Raw genomic sequence first — 13,896 nt, forward strand, 5'->3', positions numbered from 1 at the left:
CGGCGTACCAGCAATTTCCGGCGAATTGACGGTTGTGTCATATGCCGGCACGGGCTGCCGACGGGCCAGCAAACGCGCTAGCGCATGACTACTGCGGGCAGACCAGCACGGTCTCGTGGAAATGGAAGCTGTCGATGTTCACGTACTCGCCCGGGGCGCCCGGAACGGATCCGCTCGAATTCAGTTCGGGGATGTAGACCGCGTTGATCCGTGCACCGAAACCGAAACCGGTGTTGTATTTGACGCCGCCGGACTGCTCGATGGTCCAATTCACCATGCCATCGGCATACGTGTAGGTCCGGTTGATATCGAGGTCTTTACCGATGCCGAAGCTTTTCTCCCGCTTGAGCACCATCGGGGTACCGTCCAGCGGAATGCAGCGTTCCGCGTGCGCCTGGGGAGCCGGCAGCCATGCCAACCCGGCGACCAGCGCGCCCGCTGTCGCAATCGTGGCGACCGAATGTTTCACGTGAATCCTCCCCGCAAACCCGACGGTCCCTACTGTAGCCGCGAATTCGCCTCGGCTCCCCGGGTCCGTTCAGTCCAGTCGCTGCAGCACCGTCGCCGTCCACCGCCGCAACGCGTCCGCCTGCGACCGATTCATGCCGTCGAACACCACCGAGCGCACCAACTCGGCGTGCCCGGGCGCGGCGGCCTCGAGCGCGTCCCGCCCCTCGGCGGTGAGGGTGACGACGGCCGCGCGCCGGTCATCGGTCGACCCGGATCGCTCGATCAGCCCCCGCGAGCGCATGCGCGCCAGCTGATGCGACACCCGGCTCTGCTCCCACCCCAGATGGGTACCGAGCTGACCCATGCGGCAGTCCGGTAACTCGCTGAGGGCGACCAGCACGTCGTAGTCCGCCAGCGACAACCCGTGGTCGCGCTGCAGCTGCCGGTTCAGCGCCAGCTGCAGGCGGCCGCTCATGGCCAGATAGGCCCGCCAGAGGTGCTGTTGGTCGTCGGTCAGCCACATGAAATATATGACACATCATTTATGTTGTGCCGTCCAGTAGCGACACCTAAGCTCACCGACAACGACAGGGGACGACATGACCGAAACAGTCGACATCCGTCGCGCGGCCGACCGCGACGCCACCCGCATCTCGTGGCTGGACTCGAAACATTCGTTCTCATTCGGCGGCCACTACGACCCGGCCAACACCCACCACGGCCTGCTGCTGGTGAACAACGACGACCGTGTCGCCCCCGGTTCGGGTTTCGAGACCCATCCGCACCGCGACATGGAGATCGTCACGTGGGTGCTGCGCGGATCGCTCGTGCACCAGGACTCCACCGGCAACTCGGGCGTCATCTACCCCGGGCTGGCCCAACGGATGTCCGCCGGACGCGGCATCCTGCACTCGGAGAAGAACGACTCCTGGCGCCTGACCGGCGCCGAATCACACAGCGAGCCGGTGCATTTCGTGCAGATGTGGGTGGTGCCCGACGAGTCCGGCAAGACGCCGGGCTACCAACAGCTGGAGATCGACGACGAGCTGTTGCGCGGCAAGCTGGTCACCATCGCCTCGGGCATGCCCGGCCATTCCAACGACACCGCCATCACCATCGGCCAGCGCAACGCGGCGCTGCACGGCGCGCGGCTGGAGCCCGGCGACAGCGTCGAGCTGCCGTCGGCGAAGTACCTACACCTGTTCGTGGCACGTGGAGAGGTGGCGCTCGAGGGCGCCGGGCCACTGCAGGAAGGCGATGCCGTGCGGCTGACGGCGTCGGGCGGGCAACGCGTCACCGCCACCACACCGGCCGAGATTCTGGTGTGGGAAATGCACACCGATCTGCTCGGCTCGTAACCCTGCGCGCATGGCCCCGCTCCGACTCCGGTCGGTAGCGGGGCCAATTGCTCTGTCCACCAAGGTGATTCATCCGTCATCGCCCCGTGATGCGGACGTGACCAAAGTTGACAGAGTGTTTGCTGTGGCTACGCTGAAGGTCGTTGTATCGGACCGGAGGAAGGGCCACAATGTCGTTTCTCGGGTCGACTTCCCGACGCCGCGTCGTCCACCGTCTGCGGCAATTGCTCACGCACACAACGGTTCTGACCCTGGCCGCCGGTCTCGCCGGCACAGCCGGAGCACCGGCAGCGCACGCCGCCGACGGCCGCTCGCTGCTGGTCAACGCCATCACGAACTACCGCGGCAGCTTCCTGGTGTACAACTTCGGCGGCGACCACCCCGCGCCTTTGCTCAACGCCGCGGGCAACTGGTACGAGTCGGGCAACGGCGGCCATCTGCTCGTCATCAAAGCAGCGTCGCAGCGCATGAACCCGCGCCTGCTCGTCGACTCCCACCGCGGCATCCAATCCCGCTGCGAACGCGATCCCCGCGCCCGCACCGCCGAGGGACTGTGGCAGGCCTCCGAGGTCTTCACACCGCTGGAGGCGTGGCAGGCGCTGGGCCGGCCCACCATCGCGGTGAACGCCAATTTCTTCGACATCCGTGGCCAGCAGGGCGGGTCGTGGACCTCGACAGGGTGCAGTTCGCCGCTGGGCGCCTACGTCGACAACACCCGCGGCCAGGGCCGCGCCAACGCCGCCGTCACCGGCACCATCCCCTACGCCGGCAAGCAGGGACTGTCCGGCGGTAACGAGGTGTGGACTGCGCTGAGCACCATGGTCATTCCGTCCGATGGCGCGCCGTACATGATAACGCCAAGCAGCACAAGCGATTTCAATGCCGCAACCGGCGCGATCAACAACCTGGTGAACCAGGGCGCCCGGTTCGTCGCGGTCAGCGGCATCGGCCTGCTGGCACCTGGCGACACCAGCCAGTTGAACGACGGTGGCCCCAGCGCCGCCCGCACCGCGCTGGCATACGTGCGGAGCCGCGACGAGATGTACATCTTCCAGGGCGGCAGCTACACGCCCGATCAAGTCCAGGACCTGTTCCGGGCGCTCGGCAGCGACACCGCCATCCTCCTGGACGGCGGCGGTTCCTCCGCCATCGTGCTGCGCCGCGACACCGGCGGCCGCTGGGCCGGATCCGGTACGCCGCGCGGTTCCTGCGACACCCCGGCAGTGCTGTGCGACTCCAGAGAACGCGCACTCCCCGGCTGGCTCGGCTTCGCCTGATGCGTCAGGCGCCAGGCCGCCGCTCCCCCGGTGCCGCAGGCACCGGAATCAGCCTTGGCGCCAGCGCTTTTCGACTCCTGCTCGATCTCGGAGCAGCCCGCCGGGGACGTTCCGCATCCGCCCGCGGCCTGGCGCGGCTCGTCCTCCTCGCCATGCGACGCCCACAGCGGCCCACCGCCACCGGTCTGGAGATCGAACGCTTCCCCGCGTGCCTGCGGATCGGATTGAAGATCGGCCTCCGTATCGGTCTCGGGCTCTTCTGCCTCGGGCTCGGCGTCGGGGTCTGTGTCGGGCTGTGCCTGTGGCTCGTGGGCCGGCTGCTCGTCGGCGTCGTCGTTGTCACCGGCCGACTGGTGAGGGCCCTGGGGCTTCGCGCGCGGGCCGGTGACGCCGGCCGAGTTGAATTGCAGCGGCACCGGATTCGGAGCGGCCGATCTGGTCAAGGCCACCGCCGCCGGGCCGGCGGCACCGTCGTCCGCCGGCGGCCTGCGCGTCAGGCCTGGTCCGCCTGACCCGACAACGTCGACTGCGAACCTACGCACACCCGCACTCGGGTTTTCACGACGTCAGTTCTCACTCAAAGACAAGAACGCCCGACGTGAATTCACGTCGGGCGTTCCTGTTGCCGGTGTCAGCCGGCGTGTGCGGCTGAGCCCCCGCCGGTGGCGGCGGTCGACTTCGCGGCGCTTTCCTTCTTCTGCCGCTTGGTCTTCGGGGTGTCCTTGGCGACCTTCTCGGACTTGTCCTTGCCGGCCTTCGTGTCCTTGGTGACCTTGTCGGTCTTCGCGGGCTTGTCGGCCTTCTTGTCCTTCTTGTCCTTGCCTGCGGTGGACGTGCCGTCCGCATCGTCAGCGGCGTGCTTCGGCTTCTTACCGCTGTCCGGCGTGGACGGGGTGCCTTCCTCGGCGGCGTGCTTGCCCGACGACTGCTCGGTGTCCGTCTTGGTGTCGGTCTTCGGGTCGGCCTTCGGATCGGTCTTGGTGTCCTCTGCCTTGGGCTCGGCCTTCGGGTCGGTCTTGGGATCTTCGGCGGCCGGTGTGGTGCCGGTCGTGTCCTCGGCCGTCTTGTCTTTGTCGCCGGCCGTCTGATCAGTGGCCTGCTTGCCGTCCTTCTTGCTCGTACCGGTGAGGCCGGTGAGGCTCGCCGACAGCGGCGCCAGTTTCGGCGTGGTCGACGGAATGTCGGTCGCGGCCGTCGGGCTGACGACGCCCTCCTTCGCCGCCAGCGAGTTGACCGTCGCGCCCTGCGTCAGACCGCCCAGCGTGCCCAGCACGCCGTTGAGCAGGTTCTGCACCGTGCCGGCCAGGCCGCCCAGCGGGTTGAAGCTGCCGAGCTTGCCGCCGGTCAGCAGCTTGATCAGCGCTTCGACTGCGTTGTCCGGCGCAGCGGTCGGGTTGGCGCTGAAGAACTCCTTCTTGAAGCCCGCGACCAGCGAGTTCATGATGTCCGCCGGCACCTTCTGCCAGTTGACGTTCGGGAACGAGAAGAACGGCGTCGGGGTGGCGGCGTCGTCCAGGGTGCGGCTGTAGGTGCCGTCCGCGTTGCGGACGACGTCGGTGTAGCCCAGGTTCACCAGGCTGGTCATGGCCGGCGCGAGTGCGTTGGCCAACCGGTAGACCGGGTCACCCAGCGTGCCGAAGCTGACCATGTTCAGCACGTCGCCGGTCAGGTACATCGGCTCCATCAACGGCAGCGTGTTGGTCGGGACGGTCAGATAGATGTTGACCGCCAACGGATTTCCGCCCAGCAGGCCACCGGCGAGGTCGCCCAGCTGGCTGGTCAGCTGGTTGGTCAGGGTGGCGGTGGAGATGCCGCGGAACAGGTACGTCGGCAACGTGCCGGCCACCAGGTTGTTGGCCAGGCTGAACGGGTTGGGCCAGGCAGCCAGGTCCGAGAACGGCTGGTACATGAGCGTGGCGTCGACCTTGATCGGCAGCAGGTTCGCGCCGCCGATGGACAATCCGGTGTTGAGCAACGGGATTCCGCCACTGTGGGCGGCCTCGACATCGGGGGTGATGAAGTTGAGGCCCAGCAGGTCGCCGATCGGGTAGAAGCGGGCCAGCATGCCGCCATTGGCGCGGCCCAGGTTGTTCAGCAGGATCAGCGGCAGGACGGTCAGGCTGCCCAGGATCGGGTTGGCGCCGCCATCGGTGGTACCGCCCGGCTGGTTGGACAGATCTGCCAGCACCTTCGAGTACGCCTGTCCGGCAGAGAACGCGCCGAGGCCGAAGCCGATGGTGATCGGCACCCGCACATCGATCAGGTCCAGGTTGTCCAGGCCGATGGCGTCGCCGACAAGGTTGATCGCCACCTGCACAGCCGTGATCAACGGGCCGAGGCCACCGAGGTTCCCGGCCCGGTCCAGCACCTCGTTGATGAGGCCCAGCGCGCCGACCTCGAGGTAATCGGTGTTGTTGATCGCGTTGGCCACGGCGTTCGCGGTGCCCGGCGTCCAGCCCAGGTCGAGCCCGGCGATCTTCAGCAGCGTGAACACCGGCCCGGCGGTGACGATGTTGACGCCCGGGACGTCCAGGCCACTCAGGTCCAGGATGTTGTCCAGGCTGATACCCAGAACGTCCAGCAGTCCGCTCAGGGTCACGTTGCCGTCGGCGTCCATGATGTTGAGTGCCTTGAGCAGCGGGACCAGCGCGCCCGTGAGGATCGGCCCCAGCGCCGCCTGCAGCAGCGGCTCCAGTCCGATCGGGATCACGTCGAGAATCTGCGACAGCAGATTCGGCGGCAGCTGGTTGATCAGGTTCGTGAGGTTGAGCCCGCTGAGGCCGCCCGCGGCGCTGAGCGCCTGCACGAGCGGCGGCAGGAGCGCCTCGATGCCGCCCTGGGCCAGGTTGTACGCCGCGTTGCCGACACCGAACGTGATATCCGGCAGCACGCCCGGCTCCGGGAACGGCGTGGTGAACGCCGACAGGTGGACGGCCGAGTGCGACGACGGCACCACCTTGGGGGCCGGCGGGTTCGGGACCGAGGCCGTGACCGTCATCGCGGTAGCTGTTGCGGCCGCCGCACCCAGCAATGCCGCCCGCTTTGCTTGAACGCGCCCAGCGCGATACGAAACTGCCATTTTGCCCCGTCCCCTCAGCCACCACAATTGGTTATCAACCGGACGGTAACATTAATGCATCGCAGCTCCAACATGCATCTTGACCAGCCGCTTTCCCAGATTTGGCAATCGGCTCCCGGAGGCTCACATCGGCCTTGGGTCGCCGCATCAGCAGCAAATTTTTGCCGCGTAAATATAGTTTGCTGGACGGCTCAAACTTCCCTCGCCCAGCAGTTCCACGCCTTGGCATATATTGACGCGACAGTTGCTGTGACGTCGTACTCATGCAGGTCCAAACGTGATTCAGGCCATAGTTGACAGCCGCCGACCGTCGCCGGCAGCTTCGCAACATAGGCAAAGGCCCGGTATTCACAGTGTGCTGACAGGCAGTACGCATCAATTCAGGCAAACGCGCTGCACAGACCCATCGGCTACAGCTGGGGCGTCAGATCCAATTTGGTCAGGGCACTCATCTGGCTGACCTTCCAGTCGGCCCCGGAGCGCTTCAGCGTCAACCGGTACGACAGGTAGCGGAGCGACGGGATGCCCTTGGTCAGCGGGCTGGTCGCGACCGAGTTGGTGTAGACGAGCGCCGTGGCCTGATTTGCACCGATACTTTCCACCGCTGTGCCCATAACCTTGGTCTGGTTGGTGACCTGAGCCTGCTTGTTGCTCGCAACGATCGAATCGACGAACTTGCGGTACTCCCCGGCGAAACCGCCGGCCAGATACTGCTGCGACCGGTCGGCCAGCTTGTCCATGTCGTCCGGCGAGTACGACCACAGCGTCGACACCGCCGCGGCAGCGGTCTTGGCGACCTCGAACTTGGCCTGCACCAGGGCACGATCCGCCAGGTACGGCTGCACCGCCGCGCCCGCAAAGGCCGAGGCCCCGACGAACAGCGCCGCCGCCACCGCGCCGGCGGCCAGCAGCTTGCGCCCGGCAGGGCGGTGCGGCACCAGCGTCACCGGCGCCGTTTCCACCTCGTCCGCGACCACCTCATCCGTCGCGTCGGCGTCCGCCTCGTCCGCGGCCGCCTCGTCCGCGGCCACCTCGTCCGTCGCGTCGGCGTCCGAATCTTCTTGTGCGGCAGTTTCTTCCGCCTGTTCGGCGGCAGCGTCGTCAGCCGGTGCGGCACCGGCGGTCTGATGCCGGGGCAGACGGTGCCTGCGCCTGGCCGCTTTGCCCTGCGGGGCGTCGGCCGGCTGCGGAGCATCGGCCACAGACTCCCCGGGGGTCACATCACCGGATTCATGCGGCTGATCTTCCACTGCTGCCCTTCCTGCGTAGCCGTTACCACCCAACGCGAGCCACTTTCCACGGTCGCGTTGCCGTCCGGCGTCGTCGTCGTCAGCTTCATCGCGATCAGCACGTCGGCGCTGCCGTCGTCATTCCACCGTTGTACGCCCGCGTCTTCGACGGATCCCTCCGCCGGTTGCGCGCGCGCCACCTGCATCAGGATCTGGTCGTGCTTGTCCTTGAACTGTTTGGCGAACTCGCCGGTGGACTGCCCCGCGATCTTCTCGACGTAGGCGTTGGCGTGGAACGGGTCGACCGCGGTGAAGCCCCTCATGAACTCTTCGACGTAGCCCAGCACCGCCGCCGACTTGGCCTGGCTCGCCACGTCCTTCTCGTGCTGGACCAGCAGGTAGGTGCTGGCCGCGATCGCGGCGATCACCAAAACCGTTGTGACGCAGGCAATCACCGCCAACACCACGCGGCGGGGCACCGCCGCGACAGCCTTGAAGTAGTCACCGGCGACGAAGCTCTCGGCAGCATCGATCTTGCGACGCGGACTCATCAGCGTCCTCCCCGCGGGCTCTTGAGCACCGTCAGATTCGACAACTGCCACCTGCCGTCGGGTGACTTCACGAACTCGACCCGCACGGTCGCGGTGATGAACCGCAGGGTGTTGGCGTCGACACCGCGCTGTCCCTGCAGCGCGAGCAGCATGGTGGCCTGATCGGTTCCGGCGCTGAGGATCGCGCTGCTCACCGCGTAGTACTGGTTGGTCGTCGGTTTCTTGCTCACCGCCTGCTGCTGCTTGATCAGCTGGTCGCGGTAACCGTCGGTGACCAACGCCTGGGCGGTCTTGAAGTCGTTCTGATAGGTGTCGATGCCGTAGCTCAGGACGTGCTCGACGATCTTGGGACCCTGCTCGGAAATCTGGTGCCGCGCCTCGTCGACCGCGCGGTCGTGCCGGAACTGCACGCCGTAGCTCAGTCCCACCGCCGCCACACAGACCAGAGCACCGGCCACGAGCACCTGCCCGGCCCGCCGGCCGGGGTCCGCCGCGGGCGCCGGGGCGACGCGAACTTCGTGGTGCAGCAACAGATCTGCGAAAGTGCGGTGCCGCGGGTCCCAGAGCGGCCACAGCCAGCCCAGCAGCACCGCAACGGTATCCAACAGATGCGCGAGGTCACGCAGGACCAGTCGGCCCATACCGGCGGGAACGCCGGCCGGCACCCGCTCCACCCGGATGGCGAACAGCGAGCGGCCCAGGCTCCATCCGGTGATCGACGGCAACAGCCACCGGTTCACCAGGACCGCGGCCGCGGCCAGCGTGGCCACGGCGGCGTACGCCCACAGCGTCCATTCGGCCCGGGCGGCATAGCCCAGCAGGGCCATCACGGCGATGATCGCCACGCCCAGGAGCACGTCCAGCGCGAAAGCGCCGGCCCGCGCCGGCCACGAGGCCAACACCGGTGCCGCTTCGAACTCCGACCCCGTGCTCACTGCCTCGGCGCTCGTCGTCTCCTGACCAACCGTCACGAGGTGACCTGGTCGAGCTTGGCCACCTTGAACTTCCCGTCCACCGGTGCCATCTGCGCCCGCATCCGGTAACCGACTTCCTTGTCCTTCTCGGCGCTGTTGTTGATCTTCACGCGCACCGCCACCAGGACGTCGATGGACCCGTCATCGTTGTGCTTCTCGACGGCCGCGCGCATCTGCGAGATCTGCACCTGCACGTTGGCGGCCTTGTACGCCTCGAGCGTGATGCCGCTCATGAACGACGCCTGCGTCTGGTACGCGCCGGTGGCGCATTCGATGATCTTCGTCTGCGCGGCGATCATGGCCGACGTGTCGGGTGCCTGGGTGGCCGTGACGCAGTCCTTGGCCGCCGCGATGGCGGCCGTCTCGTTCGCCGCGAGCGCCTGACTCTCCCGATGCGATTTGAGCGCGAACCAACCGCCCGCGCCGACCGCGGCGGCCAGCACCACAAGCGCCAGGCACACCGTCAGGGCAATGCCCCGCCCGATCCGGGCGGGGCGCTGCGCACCCTCTGATTCACCGGTTTCACCCGGCGCCTCGATCGATTCCTCGGCAGACGGCTCTGTCGTCACCACGTCCTGGGACGTGACGTCCTGCTCATCGGTGGGGTTCAGCTGGCTGGTGCCAGCATCTCCTTCCATCCGTCGTCTCCTGGGTTGCTCGAGTTACTGACCGAATACTTCACACCGTTCGGTCCGACCACCTGACCGCTCTGCGGGTTGTAGGTGGCCTCTGGTCCTGCTGCCGGAGTGTAGAGGCACTTGTTGGGTTGCTGCCCGCTGCACTCCACCGTGCCCTGCCCCGGTGCGCTGATCGGGTCACTGGACGGCGCCGACGCACGCTCCGGCGGCGGCAGCATGTTGGCCGGCAGCGGGTTCATCCCGTTGTTGATCGACGGAGCCGGGATCACCTTGCCCGGGTCGACCGGCTGATCACAACGCGCGGCGGGGGCCGGGCAGTTCACGATCTGGTCCGGGGTGCCGTACCACGGGTTGGTGCCCAGCGGCTCGTACGGCTTGTTGTCGCGGCACTCCATGGGGCTCGCCGCGCGCTTCGCCGGGTTGTCCACACAGGGCAGGTTGCGCGAACCACGGACCGTGTTCTGGGCGTCCTTCGGGATCTTGCAGTACAGGCCCGACTCCAGCGGGGCGGTCGACGTGTCCGCCGGGGACCGCCACTTCGAGGCCGGCAGGAAGCCGGTGAGGCACGGCGGCGGCTGGTTGATGCCCAGTGCCAGGTTGATCGGGAGTTCCTTCTCGTAGACCGCGGTCAGCGAGTCGACGATCGGGCCGGCCATCGGCAGCACCACGAGCACCTGTTCGAGGCCCTTGTTGTAGCGCTTCAGCATGTCGAGCACGATCTCGACGTTGGCCAGCGACTGCGGCAACGCGTCACGGACCTCACCGAACACGGCGTTGAGCTGATCGGCCGTCGGCGCGCCCTGCTGGATGGCGTTGCGCAGCGCCGCGTCCTGCTGAGCCGACTGCGAGGCCAGCACATTCAGGTTCCGGGCCCACCGTGAAATGGCGTCACCGGACCTGACCTGACTGTCGATGATCGGGGCCGAGTTCTGAATGATGTCGTCGACCGAACCGAGGTTGTCCTTGAAGTCCCCCGCTAGCGCCTGGGTACCGTCGACGAGGTGCTGCAGTGACGGGCCGAGCCCGCCGACCGCCTCCGTGGTGTAGTCCAGCAGCGCGCCGATCTTCTCCTTCGGCAGCGAGGCGAGCGCGTTCTGTGTCGCGTCGAGAGCCGGACCGACCTCCTTGGGGACGGAGCCCTTGGTGATCGTCTGCCCAGCGGAGAGGTACCGCTTGGACGGGTTCTCCGGCGGCACCAGATCGATGAACTGCTCACCGACCGCGGACACCGAGTGGACGTTCGCCTGCACGTTGTCCGGGATGTCCACATCGTTGTTGACGTCCATGGTCACGCGCGCGCCGGTTACCGTCGGCTCGACGGCCAGCACCTTGCCCACCTGGTTACCCAGGTAGGTGACGTTGGCGGTCTTGTACAGGCCGCCCGAGTTGGGCAGTTCGGCGTACAGCCGATGCATACCCACGCCGAGGTAGGTCGGCAGCTTGAGGTACACCAGGGACAGCCCGACGAGCGCCGCCACAGTCACGATGCTGAAGATGATCAGCTGAATCTTCAGAAAACGGGTCAGCATCGGTCACTCCCCCCTTTCCACACGCGGGCCGCCCGGTGCGTTGGCCGGGTTCGGGGTGAATCGAACGTCCGGGATCATCGTCGCCGGGTCACGGCCCCACGACTGTTCCAGCGCCCGAGCCATACCCGACAGCCCGGTGCCGGTCAGGATGCCGTTGTCGATGGCACTCAGCGTCAGGTCGAGGTGCAGCGAGAGGTTCATGTAGTCGCCGCGGATGACCTTCGGGATGTTGTCGATCGGGAACGGCAGCGTGAACAGCAGCTTCATGGCCGGCACCAGGTTCGGCGACGTCTTGGCGATCTGCTTGAGCGCCCGCTGCAGCGTTGCGAGGTTGGTGTGGAGGTTCGCGTTGCTGTTCGACAGCGTGGTGTCCGACGCCTTCGACAGCCGGCCCAGCGCCAAGAGCGCGTTCGAGAACAGGTCCTGGGTCTTGTTGAAGTGCTCGATCAGCGGCGGCGTCTCGGTCAGCACCCGATCAAGGGTGTCGTTGCGATCCGCGACGACCTTCAGCAACGTGTCACTGGAGCGGATGGCCCGCGTAATGTCCTCACGCTGCTGATTGATCTCGTCCGTGAACGTGTCCAACCGGTGCAGGAACTCTTTGATCTGATCCGCGCGCCCGTTGAGGATGTTGTAGACCTCGGACTGGATCTTCTCGACGTTGGGCACACCGCCGCCGTTGAGGATTCCGGAGATACCGGCCAACGTCCGCTCGATGGTCGGGTACGCCGACGAGTTCTTCAACTCGATGGTGTCGCCGTTGCGCAGCGGTTGGGACGACGGGTCGGCCGGCGGGTCCAGCTCGAGGTGCTGGGCACCCAGCAGGCTGGTCTGCCCGATCTTGGCCTGCACGTTGCGCGGCAGGTTGATACCGGGGTTCAGATCCACCGTGAGGGTGGGCACCCAGTTCTTCAGCTCGATCGCTCGCACCCGGCCGACGAACACGTCGGCCACCCGGACCCGGCTGTTGGCGTTGAGCCCCAACGTTTCCGGCATCTGGACGTAGATCGTCGAATGGCCGGCCACCGTGCCCGGACCACCGGGCAGCGGCACGTTGGCGATACCGCGCCAGCCGCACGAGCTGAGGACCAGCGCCGCTGCCGACAGCACGCCGACCCGGCGGGCGTTACGCGCCCACCCACCGCGGTGCCGCGATGCCGAGGGTGACTTCGGCCCCATGGACCCGGTCATCATTGGCCTCCAACTTCGGCAGGAAGTGCGGGTCCGGCCGGCGCGGGCGCCGGAGCGGGTCCTGGGGCGGGCCCAGGTGCCATGGCACTCATCGGGCTCGGATCATTGCCCGGTCGCGGCGGCGAGACCGGTCCCGGCTGCGGGTACCACGGCGGGGGCAGCGGGCTGCTCTCGTTGTAGGCGTTCGGCGGACCCGACATGTTGACGCCACCGGTCGGCGGAATGATGTCCGGGCCACCCATGAGCTCGTCCAGCGACTCCGGCGTCAGCAGGTCCTGGGTCGACTGTCCGACCTTGAGTCCCTGCATGCCCGGTGCGGTGATCCAGCCCGCCTCGTGCTGGCCGTGTGACCACGGGGTGTCGGGCGAGAACACGCCCGGCACGGTCGTGTCCTTGTATCCGCCCGGGGGCTGCAGGCGCGGCTCTGAGTACGTGACCAACTTCGGCAGCGTCATGGCGGTGGTCGCCATGTTGATACCGAACGGCAGATAGTTGAACTTGATGGCGTCCATCACCGGGGCCAGGTACTGCGCGCACAGCTCCGCAGAATCCTGGTAACCCAACCGGCTACCGGCCTGGATCGAGCTGCAGATGAACTGCAACGGGTTCGAGTTGGTCACGCCCGGCAGCACACCGGAGGCGATCAGACCGCCGGTCGCCGGCGAGTAGATGTTCTCGAGGTTGGCCAGGAAGTTCGGGTAGGCGTGCAACGCACGTTCCAGGCCGTCCCGCGGCTCCGGCTGCAGGATGGCCGTCGTCGCCTCGGACACGTTGTTGATGTCGTGGGCCAGGACGCTGCCGTTCTTGTCCAGGAAGCTCCGGGTCGTCGCCATGACCTGGTTCAAATCCTTGAGCGCCGACGCCAGCTCCTGGTCGGTGTTGGTGAACTTGTTCGTGAATGACGCCAGGTCGTTGTTCAGCGACACGAACTGCTGATCGCTCTGGTGCAGCGCGTTGACGAACACCGCCAGACTCTTGATCACCTGGAAGAAGTCGCCGCGGCCCTGGTTCAGGGTGTTCACCGCATCCGACAGACCCTTGAGGGTCTTGTTGAACTGCGCGCCCTTGCCCTCGAAGCCGTCGGCGAACGACTCGATGATGTCGCCGAACGGGCCCTTCGGTTGCTCCTTGGTCGGACCCAGTTCGGCGAGGATGCGCGTCAGCTGATTGCGCAGCTCGTCGTACTCGATCGGAATCTGGGTGCGTTCCTTCGGAATCACGGCTCCGTCGGCCATCGTCGGACCACCGGTGTACGGCGGCGACAGCTGAACCACGCGGGACGCGACCAGACTCGGGTTCAGCACCGACGCCGACGCGTTCTGCGGCACCTTGAAGTGATTCGAGTAGTGGAAGACGACCTTCATCTGATCGCCGTGTGGCTCGGTGGTGTCGATGGCACCGACCTCGACGCCCATGATCAGGACCTTGTCGCCCGGGTACAGCGCGAGCACCTCGGGGAAGTAGGCCGTCACCGTGGTGGTGGTCATCTTGCGGTACAGCTGCAGGCCGAAGAAACCGGCGAGCACGATCACCACGAGCGCGATGGCACCACCGATAACCGTCCCCTTGGACAGGTTCGGCTTCTTGATGTTTCGGATGCTGAAAACAGTCGACATCGTG

General features: G+C 66.7%; 13 protein-coding genes. 3 read left to right on the forward strand and 10 right to left on the reverse strand.

Annotation, left to right across the window (positions count from 1 at the left end; translation table 11 throughout):
* Window positions 1–88: 88 nt before the first annotated feature.
* On the reverse strand, window positions 89–469 hold the full coding sequence (locus ACJH6I_RS08020; protein ID WP_061003830.1) for a hypothetical protein: 381 nt from the start codon (window positions 467–469) through the stop codon (window positions 89–91).
* A gap of 69 nt (window positions 470–538) precedes the next feature.
* Entirely contained in the window at window positions 539–973 is a 435-nt protein-coding gene (locus ACJH6I_RS08025) for a MarR family winged helix-turn-helix transcriptional regulator (RefSeq protein WP_406783919.1), read from the reverse strand.
* Between the two features lie 76 nt (window positions 974–1,049).
* Between ACJH6I_RS08025 and ACJH6I_RS08030 the strand changes: the two genes are divergently transcribed.
* The 3 genes from ACJH6I_RS08030 (at window position 1,050) to ACJH6I_RS08040 (ending at window position 3,597) form a co-directional block, all read left to right on the forward strand.
* The gene (locus tag ACJH6I_RS08030; RefSeq protein ID WP_061003827.1) at window positions 1,050–1,808 is read left to right on the forward strand and encodes a pirin-like bicupin family protein; all 759 of its coding nucleotides are present in this window, start codon (window positions 1,050–1,052) and stop codon (window positions 1,806–1,808) included.
* A gap of 170 nt (window positions 1,809–1,978) precedes the next feature.
* The gene (locus ACJH6I_RS08035; RefSeq protein ID WP_406783920.1) at window positions 1,979–3,085 is read left to right on the forward strand and encodes a phosphodiester glycosidase family protein; all 1,107 of its coding nucleotides are present in this window, start codon (window positions 1,979–1,981) and stop codon (window positions 3,083–3,085) included.
* Window positions 3,085–3,597 carry a hypothetical protein gene (locus ACJH6I_RS08040; protein ID WP_133425781.1) on the forward strand — a complete coding sequence of 171 codons (513 nt, stop codon included), beginning with the start codon at window positions 3,085–3,087 and terminating at the stop codon, window positions 3,595–3,597. The genes ACJH6I_RS08035 and ACJH6I_RS08040 overlap by 1 nt, the downstream gene beginning before the upstream one ends.
* A gap of 119 nt (window positions 3,598–3,716) precedes the next feature.
* Here the strand turns inward: ACJH6I_RS08040 and ACJH6I_RS08045 are convergent, their stop codons facing one another.
* The 8 genes from ACJH6I_RS08045 to ACJH6I_RS08080 form a co-directional block, all read right to left on the reverse strand.
* Complete coding sequence (locus tag ACJH6I_RS08045; RefSeq protein ID WP_406783921.1) at window positions 3,717–6,164, reverse strand: hypothetical protein; 2,448 nt, start codon at window positions 6,162–6,164, stop codon at window positions 3,717–3,719.
* Window positions 6,165–6,574: 410 nt separating this feature from the next.
* Entirely contained in the window at window positions 6,575–7,414 is an 840-nt protein-coding gene (locus tag ACJH6I_RS08050; RefSeq protein ID WP_061000435.1) for a hypothetical protein, read from the reverse strand.
* Window positions 7,381–7,944, reverse strand: a complete 564-nt coding sequence (locus tag ACJH6I_RS08055) for a mammalian cell entry protein (RefSeq protein WP_406783922.1) — start codon at window positions 7,942–7,944, stop codon at window positions 7,381–7,383. The genes ACJH6I_RS08050 and ACJH6I_RS08055 overlap by 34 nt, the downstream gene beginning before the upstream one ends.
* Window positions 7,944–8,915 (reverse strand): RDD family protein, encoded by a 972-nt coding sequence (locus tag ACJH6I_RS08060; RefSeq protein WP_406783923.1) that lies wholly within the window; start codon window positions 8,913–8,915, stop codon window positions 7,944–7,946. The genes ACJH6I_RS08055 and ACJH6I_RS08060 overlap by 1 nt, the downstream gene beginning before the upstream one ends.
* Entirely contained in the window at window positions 8,912–9,556 is a 645-nt protein-coding gene (locus tag ACJH6I_RS08065) for a hypothetical protein (protein ID WP_260934518.1), read from the reverse strand. Before ACJH6I_RS08065 ends, ACJH6I_RS08060 begins: the two co-directional genes overlap by 4 nt.
* Complete coding sequence (locus ACJH6I_RS08070) at window positions 9,526–11,085, reverse strand: virulence factor Mce family protein (RefSeq protein WP_226520320.1); 1,560 nt, start codon at window positions 11,083–11,085, stop codon at window positions 9,526–9,528. Before ACJH6I_RS08070 ends, ACJH6I_RS08065 begins: the two co-directional genes overlap by 31 nt.
* 3 nt (window positions 11,086–11,088) lie before the next feature.
* Window positions 11,089–12,276, reverse strand: coding sequence for a virulence factor Mce family protein (locus tag ACJH6I_RS08075; RefSeq protein ID WP_377041979.1), 1,188 nt, complete (start codon window positions 12,274–12,276; stop codon window positions 11,089–11,091).
* Window positions 12,276–13,892: a virulence factor Mce family protein gene (locus tag ACJH6I_RS08080; protein WP_318984829.1), complete on the reverse strand. Its 1,617-nt coding sequence runs from the start codon at window positions 13,890–13,892 to the stop codon at window positions 12,276–12,278. The genes ACJH6I_RS08075 and ACJH6I_RS08080 overlap by 1 nt, the downstream gene beginning before the upstream one ends.
* Window positions 13,893–13,896 lie beyond the last annotated feature (4 nt).

The sequence above is a fragment of the Mycobacterium sp. SMC-13 genome, assembly GCF_045311035.1.
In the GTDB taxonomy this organism is placed as follows: domain Bacteria; phylum Actinomycetota; class Actinomycetes; order Mycobacteriales; family Mycobacteriaceae; genus Mycobacterium.

Bases quoted from the DNA above. Each gene is read 5' to 3' on its own strand.
- ACJH6I_RS08030 (WP_061003827.1), top strand. From the start codon at position 1,050: ATGACCGAAACAGTCGACATCCGTCGCGCGGCCGACCGCGACGCCACC.
- ACJH6I_RS08040 (WP_133425781.1), top strand. From the start codon at position 3,085: ATGCGTCAGGCGCCAGGCCGCCGCTCCCCCGGTGCCGCAGGCACCGGA.
- ACJH6I_RS08075 (WP_377041979.1), bottom strand. From the start codon at position 12,276: ATGACCGGGTCCATGGGGCCGAAGTCACCCTCGGCATCGCGGCACCGC.
- ACJH6I_RS08065 (WP_260934518.1), bottom strand. From the start codon at position 9,556: ATGGAAGGAGATGCTGGCACCAGCCAGCTGAACCCCACCGATGAGCAG.
- ACJH6I_RS08080 (WP_318984829.1), bottom strand. From the start codon at position 13,892: ATGTCGACTGTTTTCAGCATCCGAAACATCAAGAAGCCGAACCTGTCC.
- ACJH6I_RS08070 (WP_226520320.1), bottom strand. From the start codon at position 11,085: ATGCTGACCCGTTTTCTGAAGATTCAGCTGATCATCTTCAGCATCGTG.
- ACJH6I_RS08035 (WP_406783920.1), top strand. From the start codon at position 1,979: ATGTCGTTTCTCGGGTCGACTTCCCGACGCCGCGTCGTCCACCGTCTG.
- ACJH6I_RS08045 (WP_406783921.1), bottom strand. From the start codon at position 6,164: ATGGCAGTTTCGTATCGCGCTGGGCGCGTTCAAGCAAAGCGGGCGGCA.
- ACJH6I_RS08025 (WP_406783919.1), bottom strand. From the start codon at position 973: ATGTGGCTGACCGACGACCAACAGCACCTCTGGCGGGCCTATCTGGCC.
- ACJH6I_RS08055 (WP_406783922.1), bottom strand. From the start codon at position 7,944: ATGAGTCCGCGTCGCAAGATCGATGCTGCCGAGAGCTTCGTCGCCGGT.